Annotated in this window: 16 protein-coding genes; 1 reads left to right on the top strand and 15 read right to left on the bottom strand. The window is 61.2% G+C overall.

Annotated features, from left to right (window positions below; all coding sequences use genetic code 11):
• Positions 1 to 347 precede the first annotated feature (347 nt).
• The 15 genes from HU720_RS12205 to HU720_RS12275 all read right to left on the bottom strand — a co-directional run bounded on the left by HU720_RS12205 (position 348) and on the right by HU720_RS12275 (position 18072).
• On the bottom strand, positions 348 to 3920 hold the full coding sequence (locus HU720_RS12205) for a glycosyltransferase (RefSeq protein ID WP_186520185.1): 3573 nt from the start codon (positions 3918 to 3920) through the stop codon (positions 348 to 350).
• A 73-nt stretch (positions 3921 to 3993) separates the two neighbouring features.
• Positions 3994 to 5565, bottom strand: a complete 1572-nt coding sequence (locus tag HU720_RS12210) for a flagellar hook-associated protein 3 (RefSeq protein WP_186520186.1) — start codon at positions 5563 to 5565, stop codon at positions 3994 to 3996.
• Positions 5566 to 5578: 13 nt separating this feature from the next.
• A complete protein-coding gene (gene flgK, locus HU720_RS12215) occupies positions 5579 to 7633 on the bottom strand; it encodes a flagellar hook-associated protein FlgK (RefSeq protein WP_186520187.1) in 2055 nt (684 codons plus the stop codon).
• Positions 7634 to 7644: 11 nt separating this feature from the next.
• On the bottom strand, positions 7645 to 8832 hold the full coding sequence (flgJ, locus tag HU720_RS12220) for a flagellar assembly peptidoglycan hydrolase FlgJ (RefSeq protein ID WP_186520188.1): 1188 nt from the start codon (positions 8830 to 8832) through the stop codon (positions 7645 to 7647).
• A 9-nt stretch (positions 8833 to 8841) separates the two neighbouring features.
• On the bottom strand, positions 8842 to 9957 hold the full coding sequence (locus tag HU720_RS12225; protein WP_186520189.1) for a flagellar basal body P-ring protein FlgI: 1116 nt from the start codon (positions 9955 to 9957) through the stop codon (positions 8842 to 8844).
• Between the two features lie 6 nt (positions 9958 to 9963).
• Positions 9964 to 10659 carry a flagellar basal body L-ring protein FlgH gene (flgH, locus tag HU720_RS12230; RefSeq protein ID WP_186520190.1) on the bottom strand — a complete coding sequence of 232 codons (696 nt, stop codon included), beginning with the start codon at positions 10657 to 10659 and terminating at the stop codon, positions 9964 to 9966.
• 30 nt (positions 10660 to 10689) lie between these two features.
• On the bottom strand, positions 10690 to 11475 hold the full coding sequence (gene flgG, locus HU720_RS12235; RefSeq protein WP_186520191.1) for a flagellar basal-body rod protein FlgG: 786 nt from the start codon (positions 11473 to 11475) through the stop codon (positions 10690 to 10692).
• Positions 11476 to 11522: 47 nt separating this feature from the next.
• A complete protein-coding gene (locus HU720_RS12240) occupies positions 11523 to 12263 on the bottom strand; it encodes a flagellar basal body rod protein FlgF (protein WP_186520192.1) in 741 nt (246 codons plus the stop codon).
• 348 nt (positions 12264 to 12611) lie between these two features.
• Positions 12612 to 12803 carry a hypothetical protein gene (locus tag HU720_RS12245; RefSeq protein WP_186520193.1) on the bottom strand — a complete coding sequence of 64 codons (192 nt, stop codon included), beginning with the start codon at positions 12801 to 12803 and terminating at the stop codon, positions 12612 to 12614.
• A 70-nt stretch (positions 12804 to 12873) separates the two neighbouring features.
• On the bottom strand, positions 12874 to 14229 hold the full coding sequence (gene flgE / locus HU720_RS12250; protein ID WP_186520194.1) for a flagellar hook protein FlgE: 1356 nt from the start codon (positions 14227 to 14229) through the stop codon (positions 12874 to 12876).
• 30 nt (positions 14230 to 14259) lie between these two features.
• Positions 14260 to 14970 carry a flagellar hook assembly protein FlgD gene (flgD, locus tag HU720_RS12255; RefSeq protein ID WP_186520195.1) on the bottom strand — a complete coding sequence of 237 codons (711 nt, stop codon included), beginning with the start codon at positions 14968 to 14970 and terminating at the stop codon, positions 14260 to 14262.
• A gap of 15 nt (positions 14971 to 14985) precedes the next feature.
• Positions 14986 to 15423 (bottom strand): flagellar basal body rod protein FlgC, encoded by a 438-nt coding sequence (flgC, locus tag HU720_RS12260; protein WP_186520196.1) that lies wholly within the window; start codon positions 15421 to 15423, stop codon positions 14986 to 14988.
• A gap of 2 nt (positions 15424 to 15425) precedes the next feature.
• Positions 15426 to 15833 (bottom strand): flagellar basal body rod protein FlgB, encoded by a 408-nt coding sequence (flgB, locus tag HU720_RS12265; protein WP_186520197.1) that lies wholly within the window; start codon positions 15831 to 15833, stop codon positions 15426 to 15428.
• 432 nt (positions 15834 to 16265) lie between these two features.
• Positions 16266 to 17093, bottom strand: coding sequence for a protein-glutamate O-methyltransferase CheR (cheR, locus tag HU720_RS12270; protein ID WP_186520198.1), 828 nt, complete (start codon positions 17091 to 17093; stop codon positions 16266 to 16268).
• Positions 17094 to 17142: 49 nt separating this feature from the next.
• The gene (locus HU720_RS12275; protein WP_186520199.1) at positions 17143 to 18072 is read right to left on the bottom strand and encodes a chemotaxis protein CheV; all 930 of its coding nucleotides are present in this window, start codon (positions 18070 to 18072) and stop codon (positions 17143 to 17145) included.
• 63 nt (positions 18073 to 18135) lie between these two features.
• On the opposite strand from HU720_RS12275, the gene flgA reads away from it, so the two are divergent.
• On the top strand, positions 18136 to 18885 hold the full coding sequence (flgA, locus tag HU720_RS12280) for a flagellar basal body P-ring formation chaperone FlgA (protein WP_186520200.1): 750 nt from the start codon (positions 18136 to 18138) through the stop codon (positions 18883 to 18885).
• Positions 18886 to 19070 lie beyond the last annotated feature (185 nt).

A 19070-nucleotide genomic window follows, 5' to 3' on the forward strand; every position in this document is an offset into this window, starting at 1 on the left:
CTCGCCACAAAGGAGCTCGCCACAAGGAGATGTGTCTGGCGGGAACAGGTTTGTACAAAACCATAGAATCTCCCACAAAGACCGCGCACGGCTGCGATATTGAAGTCTGGCCCAGATTCCTGCGGGAGATCACCCAGCCCTTCCGGGCTGCGCTACCGCGCAGAGAACTGGGCAACGTGGGAGCGGGCTTGCCCCGCGATGCGATGCTGGCAGTGCTATCGCTATCGCGGTGGTTCGGCATTCCGAGCAAGCCCGCTCCCACGTTTCGATGTAAATCAGTTAGTTAGCGTTTGTTCTATGAGAGCTGGCGCCAGCCTGCGATGAGGCCGGCAGCATCCACAGTGGGATCAGTCAGCCAACCAACCCCACTCCCAATGCCGCAGGTTATCCTCGCGCAACACGAAGTCGCGCATCACCGCCTCACGCAACTCATCGCCCATGCGGTAGCTGGCCGCCGGGTCGCTCAGGTGCGAGCGAATCGCCTGCAGCCACTCCTCGGTACTGTTGCTGTAAACCCGCGTACATGGCAGGTAGCCGCGGTAAGCCTCGGTGTCGGTGCAAATGGTCGGGTAACCACAGGCGCCGTACTCAAGCAGGCGCAGGTTGCTCTTGCAGTCGTTGAAGATGTGGAACTCCAGCGGCGCCAAGGCAAGGTCCAGGTTGAGGCTGGCAAGCTTGGCCGGATAGGCCTGCAAACCCACCCCTGGGTGGTACTCATGGATATACGGCTTGAGCGCCTCGGGGCACATACCGAAGAATACCCACTCCACTTCACCCGCAAGCTCGCGCACCACGTCGGCGATGATTTCCAGGTCGCCGCTGTGGCTGGTGCCCCCGCCCCAACCTACCCGTGGCTTGCTCGATACGCCACGGCGGCCTGGCGGCAGACTGGCCCATAGGTGCGGTGCCAACATGTTTGGCACCACGCGGATATCGCCATGCATATCTGACAATGCATTGGCCAACGCCTGCGTCGTCACCACCACCCGGTCGCACAGCCCTATACCACGGCGCAGGTGCTGCTCGATGTCGAGCGGCTTGTTACGTGCGTGGGTATTCTTCTTCGGTGCGCTCAGGACATAGTCGTCAATCTCGAAAACACGCCGGGCATTGGAGAATCGGGCAATACGTTCGAGATCGCGCACCGAGTCGTCGCTATGGCGCAGTTGCAGGATGATTACATCCGGATCCATACGCGCCAGTTGCACAATACTTGGCGACTCGTAGGCAATACGGCCCACAGCACGGCCAGCAGACTCCAACTGCCCGAATGGCTCGCTGACGCGGTAATGGCCTACGGCACTGTCATTGATTGGCAACCCCAGGATCGCGGGCAATGCGCGTGCACATAGCGGGTTCCAGCTCCCACGCAGGCTTGGTTCAATGCTGAAGTCTGCAAGTGTCAGCCCGAGGCTGGGGTTGTAAGCGGGGTCGCGAGCCACCTTGGGCAACCAACGCTCACAGAACACCTGTTGCTGCTCAATGAGCTGTTCCTGGCTAAACTCCGCGGGCGAAGTACAACCGTCAACCTTGAACAACAGCGAATACGGGGTACCCACCACCAGATACCCGAGCTGCCCGGCGCGCAAACACAGGTCAAGCTCCGCCAGACCCTGACCAAGGGCCTGCGCACCAAAGCCGCCTAATTCGTCGAATACCGCCTTGCGTACCATAAGGCAGTCACCACCTACGGCACTCCAGTTTTGCACCACCTGCAAGCGCTGAAGGTAGCCACGGGCGTGCATGTCTTCACCAGCAAACGCGCGGCCGGCGACACTTGATACGCCCAGTACCCTGCCAGCCTCAACCACCCGCTCGCGGGAATCGACCAGTTTTCCACCGACTATCGCCACCTCAGGCCGACGGGCATGCTGCAGCAGCTCAGCTAACCAGTTGCCCTGAACCACGCGCAGCGAAGCATCCAGCAGCAGCAGATATTCTCCGCGAGCCCGGGCCGCCGCCGCTTCAATCTGTTGCACACGCAAATGGCTGCCGTTCAGCATCACAACCTGAAGCGACTGCGCACCCAGTTCAGCCATTGCTCGCAGCCAGGCTAGTGTATCGAGCCCAACCTGCCCGTCAGCCACCAGCAGTAGCTCGCAGCCTGCAGAAGAACCATGCTCCAGGATGCTCTGGACGCAGGCCTGCAAGTCGGCAAGTTCACAGCTGGTCGTTATGATGATTGACACCAGCGGCGAGCCCTGGTGCACATATTCCACACGATTTAGCACGGCAAGATGGTCGTGATGGATCCGGTGATCTACTCCCAAACGAGTCAAATGCGCGGCCACCACCGGCTCGCTCTGCGCGATGACCTCCGGCAACGACAGCCATTGCGCGAAGCTCAACGCAGATTGCACCTGGATCTCGGCAATATGCTCGACCACCTGTGGCCCGCGCTTTTCGACCAAGCGCCATAGCAGGTCGTGCGGAGCCAGCTCTGCAAAATGACCATCAAACCCACCCATGTCCAGCACCGCCTCTCGGGCAAATGCCAGCGTTCGTCCGACGTAGGGGTAGCTGCGCAGCAGGTCGAGATTGAAGTCGGGCTTGAACACCGGCTCGCCTGCCTCCCCCTCAATCCAGGCCCCTTCATCGCTATACACACATGCAAGCCCAGGGAAAACCGCAACGCGCTCAGCAAGCAACAGCACGGCCGCTTCATCTACCGAGTCACCGGCGCGCAGGAGGTAGATCCAATCTGTATCACCCAGCGAGGCGACCACCTGATTGAGCTGCTGAGCCCATTGCTGCTGCAGGGGGTACTGAATAAGCCGCAGCCTGGTGTCGGGAGCGTGTTCGCCCAGCACCACACACGCGTGCACCGGATAGAGCTGGGCAGCCAGGCTGTCCAACGTCCGCGTCAACGCCAGGGCGTCACCTTCAAGATCCAGCACCACCGGGACAATGCGCGGCTGCTGCGGCCAGGTGGCGACAGTTTGCGGCAGCAAGGCGCGCTGAACATCACTGAAGCGGCGCACCGCCAACCACTGCTGGTAAAGCTCAGCGTAGCTTTCACAATCGCTGCCAATTCTCCCGTCAAGACGCGTCTGCCAATTGCTGACGACTCTTGCAAGGCACAATTCCTGCCACGCACGCGGCTGGCCGGCTTGGTCCAGCGTGACATAGCGCACCCAGCCACTGGCTGGCGCAGGCTCACCACTGCGTGCGGCGAGCATCTGCAGCAACCATCGCCACTCTTGAGGCAAACCGCGAATGACTTGGTCCTGCTTACTCAGCCTTTGCGGATGCAGGCGCTCTATCAACCCCGGCTCACTGAGCATGATCATGTTGCTGCGCCGCATCAGGCAGGCGAACAGCGCCAGATCCAGCAGCGCTACGAACGCCGCACCCTCACCGGTCAGCGCCGTGAGCCACTCCACTACCTGATCGCGGCGCATAAGCGCCGCCGAGAAGTTTCCAAGGAAATTGACCGGCCGGCCATCGAGCAGGGCAAGCATGTCCTCGCCCTTGAACAAGCTGTCGACCACTGCGAAACGCGTATTTGCCAAACGCATAGGCAGCATGAAATTGTTTTCGTCGCAGAATACGCGCTGCGACAGGACCAGCCCGACCTCTGCGTGCCCCTGCAGGGCCTCGGCCTGCAGTTCTACGCAACGCGCAAACAGTCGATCATCATCACACAGGATCTTGACCAGCGTGCCTCTGGCCAACGAAACCCCCTGCACAAGGTTGGCGACAAAGCCCAGGCGCCGGGCGTTGCGTACATAGCGTAAGCGCGCGCGTGACTCCCCCTCTACCGCACTGACGATAGATTCGATCTCATCGCCTTCACTGTCATCGCACACCAGCACCTCAAGATCGGTGCAGCTCTGACCCAGAGCGCTCTGTAGGGCCATCGCAAAGAAGCGCGGGTTGTAGGCAGGAATGACAATGCTGACCAGTGGGTTTGCGTTCACGTTAACGACCTTGAAAAAAAAATGCGCCGCACCTTAAGGTGGCGGCGCATATCAGACTAAGTAACAGCCGCTGTCAGATGTAGTTAATCAGTGACAGCCCTGCAACCTTGGCATAGGCCTGCAACGAGGCTTGCAGCATGTTGGTCTGCATCTGCAGACGCAACAGCACTTCGGCCTGATCGCTTTCGCGCAGGGATTTCTGCGTCAGGCTGTTCTCGTTGCTCAACGCTTCGTTGGTTTCGGCCTGGACATCCAGCGCCTGGCCACGGCCACCGATTGAGCTGATCGAGGAGGTCAACTGATTGCTGGCACTGGAGATGTTGCCAATGGCCGAATCCAGCGAAGCCTTGAAGTTCTGCTTGGCCACCGGATCACTGTCGATCGGCGTCTTCAGCGCAGTCCGCAGCTTGCTGACGGTATCGAGAATATTCTGGTTCTGGTGGGTATCGACTTTGATTGCGTAGGCGTCACCAGCTGCTGCAGGCCCGGTCAGGTCGATCTGCACACCCATGGCGGTTGCGCTGTTGCCGACCAAGGTACCGCTGGCAACCGGGCGGCTGTCAGCCGAAACCGGCGAGGCGTACAGTTCGTAGTCGGTGGCGCTGGTGAACTTGAGCACCGCACCTTCCGGGAACGCCGCTTTGTAGGCGACCGGGTCGGTGATGGTTGCACCGCTGACCTGGCTGGACGAAGCGTTGCCCGGGCTGCGGGTGCCGGTGATTTCGTCAGGCTTGGACGTCAGGCTGAAGGTGTGGCCGGCGATGGCGGCATCCGGGTTGGCCGAGTCGCCCGCCTGGAAGCTGATATTCAGGCGCAGATCGACGCCGCGAAAGGAAATCTCGGTGTTGCTGCCGCTTGGGTCGAACTTGCCGCCCTGGGTAGCTTCCAAGGTGACGTCGGTGCCGCTGGCGTCGGTGATCTTGAATTCGGTGCTGCTGGTGAATTCGATGCTGTAGGGCTCGCCACCGCGGAAGCGATCGTTGTAAACCGAGCTGCCGGAAACCTGGCCATTGGACAGGCTGACACGGCCGTCATCGACAGCCGGTGCGGTCAGGCTGGTCTGGCTGCGGCTGGTGTTCAGCGCCTGCTCGAACGCCGAGTAGCCGGTTTCGTTGGCCGCCAGCGACAGTGCGTCACCCACCTGCAGTTTGAGCTGGGTCTGGTCGCCCTGGTAAGTGTAGGTACCATCGGCGTTGCGCACGTAGGGCTGAGTGTCGCCCTTGGAACCGGAGAACAGGTACTTGCCGTTCTCGTCCTTGCTGTTCATCAGCGAGAACAGCTGCTCCTCCAACTCTCCGAGCTCGTCGGCGTTGGCCTTGCGGTCAGCGTCGGTGAAGCCGGCGTTGCCGGAGCTGATCGCCAGTTCGTTGACCTTCTGCAAAATGTTGCCGATGGAGTTCAGGGTGCTTTCGGCGCTGCCCAGCGAGTTGCGCACGCTGGTGATGTTGCCGCTGTACTGCTTGAGCATGTTCTGCTGCTGCTCAAGCTGCAGCAGGCGGGCGGCTGCGACCGGGTCATCGGCCGCAGTACGCACGCGAATGCCATCGCTGGACTCCTGCCGAGTCTTGTCCAACTTGGCGAAGTTGTTCGTGTAGTTGCTGCTGTTGGTGTTGTAGAACTGTGCAGTAGAGATGCGTACGCTCACGATCTACGACTCCTTAAAGGCTATTGATCAGGGTGGCGAAAGTTTCCTGGGCCGCCTTGATGATCTGCGACGACGCCGTGTAGTACTGCTGAAACTTGATGAGGTTGCCGGTTTCTTCGTCAACCGACACGCCCGACAAGCCGTTGCGCGAATCTTCGGCCGACTTGTGCAAGGCGGTGGTGGCATCGCTGTCCATTTGCGCCTGGCCGGTCTTGCCGCCGACATTGGACACCAGCTTGGCGTAGGCATCGGTGAAGCTGATGCCCTTGCCGTTGGCGTTCACATCGACGGTGGACTTGGTCTGCAGGTCGATAACCGACTGTGCATTGCGGTTGTCGGCAGAACCAGAGGCGGTCATCGAGACGGTGAAGCTGTCACCAGTCTTCGGCGCGCCGGCCACGTTCATTTCAAAGCTGAAGGTCTTCTGGGTGACGCCGTCGGCTTCGGTGATCGGGTTGCCGCTGGCATCGACCATCGGTACCGACAGTTTCAGCGTGTTGTCCTGCCCCGGCACGATGGTGCCGCTGCCGATGCTGTTACCTTGAGCGTCATACATCGTGTACGCCTGCGGCGAGGCGGTGTCGTCGGCAAACACCAGCTTGACGGGCGTGGAATACTTCAAGCCCTTTTGCAGGTCGCTGCTCTGGGTGGAGTCGTAGATATTCACCAGCGACGTCAGGTTCGGCTGGGTAATGGCACCGGTACCCTTGTTGCCCGAGGCGCTGATAGCGCTCAACGGCGCGGCCATGGCCAGACGCTTGGGGTCGGTCAGGGTGGCGTCAATGTTGGCAGCCGCGTTGCGCGTTGGGGTGATCTTGAAGCTGTCGCCGGCGCTCAAGCCGCCGCCATTGAGCGACAGGCTGAAGCCGTCGATCACAGGTGGCGGGGTGGTGCTCAGGTCGAAGGTGCCCATGTCGGTGCCATCAGGCAGCTTGCGCACGTTGTAGCCGGTGGCGCTGGTGAAGGTCACCTGGTAGTCGCTGGTGCTGAGCTTGCCGGTATTCTTGATGGTCACATCGAGGTTGCCGGAGCCTGCGCTGTTGCCCGACTTGGCAATGCTGCGCCCGGCGATGGCCTTGTCGCTGTTGATGTCAGCAAACAGGCTGGCACCGAACTCGCCGTTCTTGTCGATACCTTGCGCCAGCTGGCTGTTGATGGCATCGGCCACTACCAGTGCCACACGGCCCAGCTCGTTCAGCGCAGGGTCCAGGGTTTCCTTGCGGTAACGGATCAACCCGCCCAGCTCGCCGCCAGTGGTGCCGTTGGTAATGTCCATCTGCGTCGAGCCGCGGTTGAGGATCAGGCTCATGCGCGTCGGGTCGGTGCTGCTGGCGGCAACGCCGATGGTTTGGGTGGTGTTGCCCAGCACCAGCGCCTGGCCGTTTTTCAGGTAGACGTCGTAGTTGCCGTTCTTCTGCTCGACGACATCGGCGCCGATCAGCTTGGACAGCTCGCGCACCGCACCATCGCGCTGGTCGAGCAGGTCGTTGGGCTGGCCGGTAATGGCCGACATCTTGGAAATCTGGCCGTTCAGGTCAGCGATGGTCTTGGTCAGGTTGTTCACCTGAGTAGCCAGCGATGCCATGTTGCTGTTGACGTTGTCGTTCTGCTGGTTCAACTGCGACGACAAGGTGTTGAAGCGCTTGGACAGCGACTGCGCGCTGGTCAGCAGCAGCTGGCGCGAGGCGTCTTCGGTCGGCTTGGCCGAGGCGTCCTGCAGGGCACTGAAGAAGCTTTGCAGGGCAGCGGTAATGCCGGTATCGGCGCTGGACAGGGCGGTATCCAGCGGGGCGATCTGGTTCAGGTAGCTGGTGGCATCGGCCGACAGCGCGGTGGTGGTGCGCAGCTGGTTCTCAAGGAACGAGTTGTACACACGGCGCACGTCGGCGAGCGTGGTGCCGGAGCCAATGAACACCTGGCCGGCCTGCTGACCGCCCTTGGTCTTCTGCACGTTCTGCTGGCGCGAATAACTGTCGACATCGGCGTTGGCAAGGTTGTTACCGAGGGTGTAAAGCCCCGACTGCGCGGCGCCAAGCCCCGACATACCAATGTTTAGTAAACTCGCCATGGTTCAAGCCCTTAAAGTTTCGTTGTGGTACCGAGCGACGCGTAGCTCTCGTACGACTTCATCTGTCTTGCGATCTGCGAGATCTTGCTGGCGTAGTTCGGGTCGGTGGCATACCCCGCCTTTTGCAGCTCTCGCACAAACTGTTCTGGTTTATCGGCAGACTTCACCGCTTCTTGATAGCGCGAGTTGTTCTGCAACAGGCTGACCAGGTCGTGGAAGCTGTCCTGGTACGAATCGTAGGAACGGAACGCTGCGGTCTCCTTGACGAACTGGCCATCACGGAACTCGCTGGTAATCGCCCGTGCCTCGCCACCCTGCCAATTGCCGGTGGCCTTGATGCCAAACAGGTTGTGACTGCTGGAACCATCGCTGTTGCGCATGACCGACTTGCCCCAACCGGTTTCCAGCGCTGCCTGGGCGACCAGGTAGCGTGGGTCGACGCCAATACGCTTGGCGGCTTGCTCGGCCATCGGCAGCATGGTGGCAACGAACTCGTCGCTGCCGGCGAAGGATTTTTTCGGTGCCAACGGTGGCTGGGCCACGGCGCGCCCAAGGATGCGCGTGCCATCGCTACCGGCGGCAAACGCCTGCGCCGGCTCCCAGTCACCCTTGGCCACACCGTTGACCAACGGCTGCCCTTCACGGGCCGGCACGGGGGCGGTGTTGGTGGCGGTAGAGGGCACGATCCCGGCCAGCAGACGGTCGGTGAGCTTGCCCGGCAGCGCCAGGCGCCGCGAGTTGAGCGCCGCCACGTCATTGCGGTGGTTGCCGTTCTGTGCAAGGTTGGCCGCATCGACCACCTTGGTGCCCCACAGCGCCGGCGCCGCACCTTCAATGCGCGGGAACGGGCTGGTATTAGGCGGCGCCGCCTTGTTTTTCGACAGCTGGCGCACCAGCACGTCCTGCAGGCCAATACCGCCGCCCTCGCGGGACATGCTGACGGCCAGCTGCTGGTCATACATGTCGCGGTACTGTTTGACCGAGGAGCTGTTCGACACACTGTCTTCGTCGGCAAGCTCGTCGGTGGCCTTGCGAGAGGCCTTGAGCATTTCGCTGACGAACAGCGACTCGAATTCCTGGGCGACCTTGCGCACGTTGGCGTCGCTGTCGCGGTCGCCAAGCTTGAGCGAGCTCAAGCGGTTGAGGTCGGTGTAGGCGCCGCTGTCGGGCTTGCCGGAAATCAGGCTCTTGGAGTCCATGGCGGGTCCTCAGATCACGATCAGGTCGGCTTGCAACGCGCCGGCCTGCTTCAGGGCTTCGAGGATTGCCATCAGGTCACCGGGGGCTGCGCCCACCTGGTTCACGGCACGGACGATTTCATCCAGCGTGGTGCCAGGGCCGAACTTGAACATCGGCTTGGTTTCCTGCTCGGCATTGACCCGCGAGCGTGGCACCACGGCCGTCTCGCCATTGGAGAACGGGCCAGGCTGGCTGACAATCGGGTCTTCGGTAATGGTCACGGTCAGGCTGCCGTGGGTCACCGCTGCCGGCGACACCTTGACGTTCTGGCCAATGACGATGGTGCCGGTACGCGAGTTGATGATGACCTTGGCCACGGCCTGGCCTGGGTCGATCTCCAGGTTCTCCAGGATCGACAGGTAATCGACGCGCTGGCTTGGGTCCATCGGCGCACTGACCCGCACCGAACCCCCGTCCATGGCCTGGGCGACACCTGGGCCAAGCAGTTCGTTGACCTTGTCGACGATGCGCTTGGCAGTGGTGAAGTCCGGGCGATTGAGGTTCAAGGTCAGGCTGTTGCCCTGGTTGAAACCGCTCGGCACCGCTCGCTCGACGCTGGCACCGCCAGGAATACGGCCTGCCGACGGAACGTTGACGGTGATCTTCGAACCGTCACGGCCCTCGGCATCGAAGCCGCCCACCACCAGGTTGCCTTGGGCGATGGCGTAGACGTTGCCGTCGATACCCTTGAGCGGGGTCATCAACAGGCTACCGCCGCGCAGGCTCTTGGAGTTACCGATGGAGGACACGGTGATATCGACCACCTGGCCCGGCTTGGCGAACGCCGGCAGGTCCGCATGCACCGACACCGCCGCGACGTTCTTCAACTGCACGTTGCCGGAGCCGGCCGGCACCTTGATGCCGAACTGCGACAGCATGTTGTTGAAGGTCTGCAGGGTGAACGGGGTCTGCGTGGTCTGGTCGCCGGTGCCGTTCAGGCCCACCACCAGGCCGTAGCCGATCAGCTGGTTGGACCGTACGCCAGAAATACTGGCGATATCCTTCAGCCGCTCGGCATGGGCTGCGAAGGCGCAGATCAGTAGCAGTGTCGCGGCAATCAACCGTCTAGCGTTGAACATGGTCATCCGTACTCAGAAGGGCCAGAGCGGGCTGAGGAAGAAGCGGTCGAACCAACCAGGCTGGCTGGCATCGGCGAACGAGCCGGTCCCCGAATAGGTAATGCGCGCATCGGCAACCCGGGTGGACGGCACGGTGTTGTCGGTGGAGATATCGTCGGCGCGAATCATGCCAGCGATACGCACCAGCTCTTCACCGGTGTTCAGCGTCATCCACTTTTCGCCGCGTACGGCGATGATGCCGTTAGGCAGCACTTCGGCCACGGTCACGGTAATCGAGCCGGTCAGGGTGTTGCCCTGGGACGCCGAGCTTGCGCCCTTGGTCGCCCGGGTGCCTTCGTAACCGGCATCGAGCGTCAGGTCGCCGCTGCCCAACGGGTTGTTGGTGTTGGGGATGGCACCGAACAACGACGTCAGGCCGATATTGGCCTTGCTGTCCTTGGCGATCTGCGAGCCTGCGTTCTTGCTGGCCGAGGTGCGCTCGTTCAGGGTAATGGTGATGATGTCACCGACCCGGAACGCCTTGCGGTCGGTGTACAGGCTCTGCTCGAAACCGGACTGGTAGATCGAACCGTTGTTGGCCGCCGCCGGCAACGGGGTGCGCGGCAGAACCGGCGCATAGTACGGGTCGTTGGGCTTGGGCGTCGGCGCGACGCAACCGGCCAGCGACACCGCCCCCCCCAGGGCGAAAACGAACAACAGACGCTTCATGACATACCTCACGGTGTTACTGAGTTTGGCTTACAGCTGCTGGGTGACGAACGACATCATCTTGTCAGCGGCGGAGATGACCTTGGAGTTCATCTCGTAGGCACGCTGGGTGGTGATCATGTTGACCAGCTCTTCCACGGTGCTCACGTTGGAGTTTTCCAGGGTCTGCTGCAGCGTGGTGCCGAAACCGTTCAGGCCCGGGGTACCGACCTGCGGCGCGCCGCTGGCTGCGGTTTCCAGGAACAGGTTGTCGCCGATCGCCTGCAGGCCGGCCGGGTTGATGAAGTCAGCGGTCTGCAGGTTGCCGATCACCTGGGAGGCCGGGTTGCCGGCGGTGGTGATCGACACGGTACCGTCCTGGCCGACGGTGAAGGTCTTGGCATCGTTCGGTACGACGATCGCAGGTTCCAGGGCAAAACCATTGACGGTCACGACCTGGCCATCGGAGTTCAGGTGGAAAGTACCGTCACGGGTGTAGGAAACAGTGCCGTCCGGCTGCAGAACCTGGAAGAAACCACGGCCATTGACGGCCAGGTCCAGCGGGTTCTCGGTGGTTTGCAGGCTGCCGGTCTGGAAGTTTTTCTGGGTGCCGACGACACGCACACCGGTACCGACCTGCAGGCCCGAAGGCAGCTCGCTGTCCTGGGTGGACTGCGCACCTGGCTGGCGCTTGATCTGGTAGAGCAAGTCCTGGAACTCGGCACGGTCACGCTTGAAGCCGGTGGTCGAGACGTTGGCCAGGTTGTTGGAAATGACGGTCAGGTTGGTGTCCTGGGCGGACAGGCCGGTTTTAGCGACCCAAAGAGCCGGAAGCATCAGTATTCTCCTCGTGCGCCTGTTTTACGGCACCCGTTCAAGTGTGGTTAGCCGATTTGCAAAACACGCGCCATGGCTTCATCGCCTTCTTTGGCAGCGCTCATCATCTTTACGTGCAGCTCGAACTGACGCGACAACGCCAGTACCGAAGTCATTTCTTCAACGGCGTTGACGTTGCTGCCTTGCAGGAAGCCCGACACGACGCGCACTGTGCCGTCAGCCGGTGCCGCCTGGCCGCTTTGGGTGTGGATCAGGCCGTCAGGGCCTTTGGTCATGGTCTTGATGTCGGGGTTGACCAGCTTGATGCGGTCGACCTCGGCCATCACCCGCGGGTCTTCGCCCATCGAACGGATGCTGATGGTGCCGTCAGCGCCCACTTCGACCTTTTGCTCAGGCGGAATGGCAATCGGGCCACCGTTGCCCATGACCGGCATGCCATTGCCGGTACGCAGCACGCCAAGGGCGTCAATGTTCAGGCTGCCGGTGCGCACATAGGCTTCGCTGCCATCGGGCGCCTGCACGGCGATGAAGCCGTGGCCGCCGACGGCGACGTCGAGGTCACGGCCGGTTTCGATCATCGGCCCTTCACTGAAGTCGGTGGCGGGACGCTCGGTCATGGCGAAGGCGCGCGACGGAAAGCTGTCGCCGAATACCGGCATCGAGCGCGCCTGCTCCAGGTCACGCTGGAAACCGTTGGTAGTAACGTTCGCCAGGTTGTTGGCATGGGCCTTCTGCGCCAGCGCGTTCTGGCTGGCGCCGGTCATGGCCACGTAAAGCATCTTGTCCACAGTCTTCCTCCGCTGCACTGGCGTTCGATTGCCGCTCGCCGCTGCTATGCAGGCTACAAAGCAAGTTCCGAACCAACTTTTGAAAAACTTGAAAAAGCCCGTGGATACGGGCTTTGCGTCGATAAGCTCGGGCGTAGCGTGCCGGATAACCGGCGCTGGGTTGCCGCTTGCGGCAATACAGCCCCCACGCGACGCGATCCCTCGTAGGAGCGGCCTTGCGTCGCGAAAGGGCTGCCAAGCAGCCCCGGCGATTGTGCATGAACCCGAGATCCTGGGGCTGCTGCGCAGCCCTTTCGCGACGCAAGGCCGCTCCTACACACAAAGCCCGGATCGACAGCCGGGGGAGATTCAGTTGTTCAAGTCCCGGCAACCGGCATTGTTAAAGGGCCCGGCAAACTTCTTCCAGCCCTCCCCCGGCGCCCACTGCGCGCACACCAAGCGCCCATCGGCCTGGCTTTCCCAGCGCCACCAAGGCGCCATAGCCGCCTGCGCCTGATAAAGGCCGAACACAGCCAGCAGCATGACCAGCAGCTTTTTCATAAGCGCTCCTGCAAAAATGACGAACCCCTTCAGGGAAGGGGTTCGTCCAGTCCCGCTCAGCCAACCAACATCAGGTCATCTGAATGATGGTCTGCATGATGGTGCTTTCAGTGGAAATGGTCTTGGCGTTGGCCTGGTAGTTGCTCTGCGCCTTGATCAGCTCGACCAGCTCTGCGGTCAGGTTGACGTTGGAAGCTTCCAGCGAGTTGGACTCGACACTGCCCAGGGTGCCGGTCTTCGGCGAATCGATGCCCGGAATGCCCGAAGCAAAGGTCTCGGTCCAGCGGGTACCACCGACCTGCTGCAGGCCCTGGTCATTGGCGAAGCTCGCCAGCGCTACCTGACCAATGGCCCGCGACTGCTGGTTGCTGAAGCTTGCGAACATCACGCCGGTGGAGTCGATCGACAGGCTCGACAGGATACCGGTGGCGTAGCCATCCTGGGACTGCGACATACGCGCGGTCTCGGTGTTGTACGAGGTGGTGCTGTTCATCGACAAGCGCATGCCGTCAGTGGCCGCAGCCGAACCGTTCGACGCCCAGTTGCCGGTAGCATCCTTGGCCGCCGGGATCCAGCCCTTGAGCGTGAAGGTGTTGTTGGTCACCGACCACGCGGTAGCTGGGGTCACCGCTTCGGCAGCCATCGACAGCACGCTGCCGTCGGACTTGAACTTGATAGTACCTTCCAGCGGGTCGGTGCTGGTCGGGTCGAGCGGGTTGCGGCCGTCGACCAGGGTGTACATGGTCCACTCATTGGTGCCGGTCTTGCGATAGAACTGCTCCATGGTGTGCTCGTTACCCTGGCTGTCGTACACCTTGGTCGGGAACGACTTGGTGTAGGTCGTGTCGTCCGAAGGGTCGAACGCCGGGCCACCCGCATCTGCCGGAGGAGTAGGCGTCGGGATGATCGGCAGGGCAATGATGTCGGCTTCGGAGTTCAGGTTGATGCCCTGGTCGATCAGGGTGGTAGCCTTAGGCGCCAGCGCCGAAGTGTCGATCTTCAGGTCGGTCAGGATGCCCTTCTTGATGTTGCCATTTTCATCAGCCGCATAGCCCTGCAGGCGCAAGCCGTCGGAGGTAACGACGAAGTTGTCCTTGTTGTTCTGGAACGCACCGGCACGGGTGTAAACCTGCGCGCCGTTGTCGGACAGGATGAAGTAGCCCTGCCCCTGGATACCCATGTCCAGCACGTTGCCGGTGTTGTTCACGTCACCCTGGCTGAACTGCTGGGAAACCGCAGCCAGGCGCACGCCGTTACCGACCTGGTTCTTGCCCACGCCCAGACGGTTGGCGCCGGCGTACACATCGGCGAACTCGGCACGCGAGGACTTGAAACCAGTGGTGTTGACGTTGGCGATGTTGTTGCCGGTAACGTCGAGTTGCTTGTTGGCTGCGTACAGACCGCTAAGGCCGATATTGAAAGACATGCTGTTGCTCCTTTTGCCGTTCTGTCGGCCTTAGATACCGATTGTTTGTACGTCGGACAGGGAAACCTTGCCCACACCTGCGAGGTTGAGAACCATCTCGCCGGTGGTGTTGAAGCTGACACTGGTGACCTTGGCCGGCAGCAGGGTGTTCATCTGCACCGACTTGCCGTCCACCGTGGTGGTGGCGGTAAAGGTGTAGGTACCCGGCGCGACCTTCTCGCCCTTGGCGTTGGTGCCGTCCCAGATAAAGTCCGCGTAGCCGGCTTTCTGCTCGCCCAACTCGATGGTCTTGACGGTGTTGCCGTCCTTGTCGGTGACAGTGACCTTGGCCTCGTTGATGGCCTGCGGCACGACAAACTGGGCGTTGAAGCTTTCGGCGGTATCGACCACCGCCTTGGTGTTCTGCACGATCACCGAGCGCCCGACCAGGGACGAGGCCTGCAACGCCTGGGACGACGCCATGGCGCTGGCGATGTTGGTCACCGACTCGTTCAGCGAGGTGATGCCTTCGAGGCTGCTGAACTGCGCAAGCTGGGCCACGAACTCGCCGTTGTCCTGCGGATCGAGCGGGTTCTGGTGCTGCATCTGGGTAACCAGCAACTGCAGGAACGCATCCTTGCCCAGGGTGCTGTTGTCGTTGGTACCGCTGAGGCTTTTCTTGTTGGCGGCGTTACCGGAGCTCACGCCTGAGGAGGCGATCACGTCGTTGAGGTTTACACCGCTGGTAGAAGTCGTTGCCATGGTTCGGATTCCTTATCACTGACCCAGGGTCAGAACTTTCTGCATCATGGCCTTGGCGGTGTTCATCAGCTCGGCGTTGGTCTGGAACGCACGGCTGGCGGAGATCATGTCAGCCATCTCCTCGACCACATTGACGTTGGGGTAGTAGACGTAGCCGTCCTTGTTCGCCGCCGGGTGGTTGGGCTCGTAACGGGCTTCCAGATTGCTCTGGTCCTCGATGATGCCCTTCACCTGCACGCCCTGCCCCGCTTCACCCTGCTCTTCGAACAGCGACTGGCCTGCTTGCGCGTTCTGGAAGGTGGTGGCGAATACCGGGTGGCGGGCACGGTAGGTCTGGTCGATGCTCGACGAGACGGTCTCGGCGTTGGCGATGTTGGAGGCAACGGTGTTGAGGCGGGTGTTTTGCGCGCTCATGCCGCTGCCGGCGATGTTGAAGACACTGGACAGGGACATGCTTATTCTCCGCGCAGGGCTGAGACCAGCCCTTTGAATTTGCTGTTGAGCAAGGTGAAGCTGGCCTGGAAGCCGATGGCGTTTTCGGTGTAGTTGGACTGCTCGATATGCGCATCGACGGTGTTCTGGTCCACCGACGGCTGGGTCGGGGTACGGAACTTCAGGGTGTCGTCAGCCATGGCCAGGCCTTCGGCTTCGATGTGCCGGGTGTTGGTGCGATCCAGGGCGATGCGACCTTTTTGCTGCTTGTCCGCCTCGGCGGCGAGCACGGAGGAAAAGTCCATGTCACGCGCCTTGTAGTTAGGCGTGTCGGCGTTGGCAATGTTGTTGGCCAGCACCTCGGCGCGCTGGGCGCGGAAGCCCAATGCCTTTTCGTGGATGCCAAGGGCTTTGTCGAAGCTGATGCTCATGTCTGGGAAACCTTCAGAGGTTGACCGGAATTTCGTTGGCAAAGCTTTAGCAAGGGCTGTGCCACTTTCACCAAAGCCCGGAATCTGCGGGCTGCGCTGGGTATTGGGGTTTGCCGGCTGCCAGAAAAGCGGCAAAGCGCTTCCGCCTTGGCGCAGGCAAGCGGCAATTGCCAGGCGGCAACAGCGGCAAAACAAAAAATTGACGTGGGTTGCGGCGGGGTTAGCGGCAAGCCTGTGCCGGCCTCATCGCAGGCTATCGCCAGCTCCCACGGGTTCGGTGCTGGCCATCAGCATCGAGGCTGAGCACGGTCTTTGTGGGAGCTGGCGATAGCCTGCGATGAGGCCGGCACAGGCCTGCTCGGGAACCTAGGGAAAAACAACAAAAAAGGCCGGCATCTTTCGATACCGGCCTCTTTCTACCACCCACCCGCCTTACTTGGCCTGGTAGATGATGCCTGGGCTGCACTGCACCATCTGATAATGGTCCGGCAGCCCATTCAGCGCCTCGGAAGCCCCCAGGAACAGGTAGCCGCCCGGCTTGAGGGTGCTGTGAATGCGCATGAGGATGTCCTTCTTGACCTGGGCCGAGAAGTAGATCAGCACGTTGCGGCAGAACACGATGTCGAATTTGCCGAGCGATGCGTAGCTGTCGAGCAGGTTGAAGGAACGGAACTCGACGCGGTTGCGGATCGGCGCCTTGATCGCCCAGCGGCCCGGCCCTTTCGGGTCGAAATAGCGCTGCAGGCGCTCCTGGGACAAGCCCCGTGCAATGGCAAGGCTGTCGTATTCGCCAGTCTTGCAGTTGTTGAGCATCAAGCCAGACAAGTCGGTGGCAACGATCTGCGCGCCCATTTTCAGCTGCCCGAGGTTGCCGCGCTCGAACTCATCGATGGTCATCGAGATGGAGTAAGGCTCCTGGCCGGACGAGCACGCCGCCGACCAGATACGCAGGCGCTGGCCTGGGTTGCCCTTGATGAACTCGGGGATGACCTTGTTCTTGAGCACTTCGAATGGATAGCTGTCGCGGAACCACAGGGTTTCGTTGGTGGTCATGGCGTCGACCACCTGCTCGCGCAAACCGCTGCGCGGTTGGGTCTGGATGCGCTGCACCAGTTCACCCAACGACTTGATACCCTGTTGCTCCATCAGCTTGTTGAGACGGCTGGAGACCAGATACTGCTTATTCTCGCCCAGCAGGATGCCACAGGCTTTTTCCAGGAAGACCCGGAACTGTTCGAAATCCAAATTACCCGTAGACACAGCTGCCGCCTCTTTCTATTCGCTAACGCCGGGGCGAGCCCCGGCTGTTTCAATGAGTTGCCTTGATCCGGTCGACTACCCGTTGGGCAAGGTCGTCCGGCCTGAACTTGGCCAGGAAGTCATCAGCCCCGACCTTTTTCACCATCGCCTGGTTGAATACCCCGGACAGCGAAGTATGCAGGCAGATGTGCAGTTTTTGCATGCGTGGATCGCTACGAATCTCTGATGTGAGGGTATAGCCGTCCATTTCCGGCATTTCAATGTCGGAAATCATCATCAAAAACTCGTCTTCTGGCCGTTTGCCTTCATCGACCAGCTTGCGCAGGTAGTCCAGCGCCTGGCGACCGTCGTTCAGCGCCACCACCTCCACGCCGACCGTTTGCAGACAACGGCTGACCTGCTTGCGCGCCACCGACGAATCGTCGACCGTCAGTACCCGCAGCAACACCGCCTTGTCGGCAACCTCGGCATCCACCACACCGGCCGAGACCTGTTGTGACGACGGCGAAACCTCGGCAAGCACTTTTTCCACGTCGATAATTTCAACCATGCGGTTATCGACCCGAGTGACTGCCGTCAAGTAATGGTCACGCCCGGTACCCTTGGGTGGCGGGTGGATCTCTTCCCAGTTCATGTTGACGATGCGCTCCACCGAATGCACCAGGAAGCCTTGGGTCTTGGTGTTGTACTCGGTGATGATCACGAAACTGTTGCGCAGTTCTTCACGCAGGCCCGGCAAGCCGGTGGCCATCGACAGGTCCAGAATCGGAATGGTCGCCCCGCGAATGTTGGCCACCCCACGCACCACAGGGTGCGCCTTGGGCAGCAAGGTCAGCGCCGGGCACTGCAGCACCTCGCGGACCTTGAATACATTGATGCCATAGAGCTGGTCGCCATTGAGGCGAAACAACAGCAGCTCCAGGCGATTCTGCCCCACCAGCTGTGTGCGCTGGTTGACCGAATCCATTACTCCAGCCATGCCGGACTCCTTCAACGATTGCCTGCGTACCAAGTCGGCACGGGGATTGCTTTTTTGAGCACCATGTACACGAAAACGACATTTTCCCGACGACTGACGCACTGGCTGACCGGCTCGCTTGCCGCGCTGTGCGTAGTAGCGCCTGGCCTTCAGCCGCAGGCGGACGCGTTCACCTTGCCTGAACAGCTTATCGGTGTCACCCAAGGGTTTCTTGAATTCACAGTCGAAGATTATCTGGCGACCACCCAGACCCAAGGCCGTTACGAGATCCAGGTGAACAACCTCGACCCGCGCCTGCGCATGCCGCAGTGTAGCCAGCAACTTGACGCGTCCCTGGAAAGCACCACGCCTTTGGGGCGAGTCACGGTGAAGGTGCGTTGCGATGGCAGCTCGCCATGGACGGTGTTTGTCCCGGCCCAGGTGCGGCTGCTGCGCGACGTGGTGGTAATGACCCGCCCGCTGCGCCGCGAAAGCGTGATCAGCGATGCCGACGTAGGCCTGCGTGAGCGCGATGTCGGCACCCTGGGGCCTGGGTATCTGACCCAACTGGACCAGGCCCTGGGCATGAAGCTGATTCGCCCGGTGGTGGTCGACCAAGTGCTGACCCAAGTTCACCTGGAGCAGGCCGAAGTAGTTCGCAAAGGTGACCAGGTGGTAATCATTGCCCGCAGCGGCAGCCTGAGCGTACGCATGCCAGGCGAGGCCCTGACCAAGGGCGGGCTGCAGGAGCAGATCCGTGTGCGCAATCTCAATTCAAAACGTGTAGTCAAGGCGCGGGTGACCGGGCCGGGCCAGGTCGAGGTGTCAATGTAACCACTGGCCGGCAAACAGATGCCGGCAAACGACAGAAGACTGGCGGGGCGGAACCGCGCCCCCTAAACTAGGTCAGAAATCGGGTCATGCATGCGAGCAGACAAGCGGTCGCGTATTCGCGCCTAAAGTTTGTTTCGGGTTGGCCGAAAACAAGGCATGCGTCCAAATACCCAGAGGTTCTGATC

The organism is Pseudomonas sp. SWRI51 (assembly GCF_014268825.1).
Lineage (GTDB): Bacteria > Pseudomonadota > Gammaproteobacteria > Pseudomonadales > Pseudomonadaceae > Aquipseudomonas > Aquipseudomonas farsensis.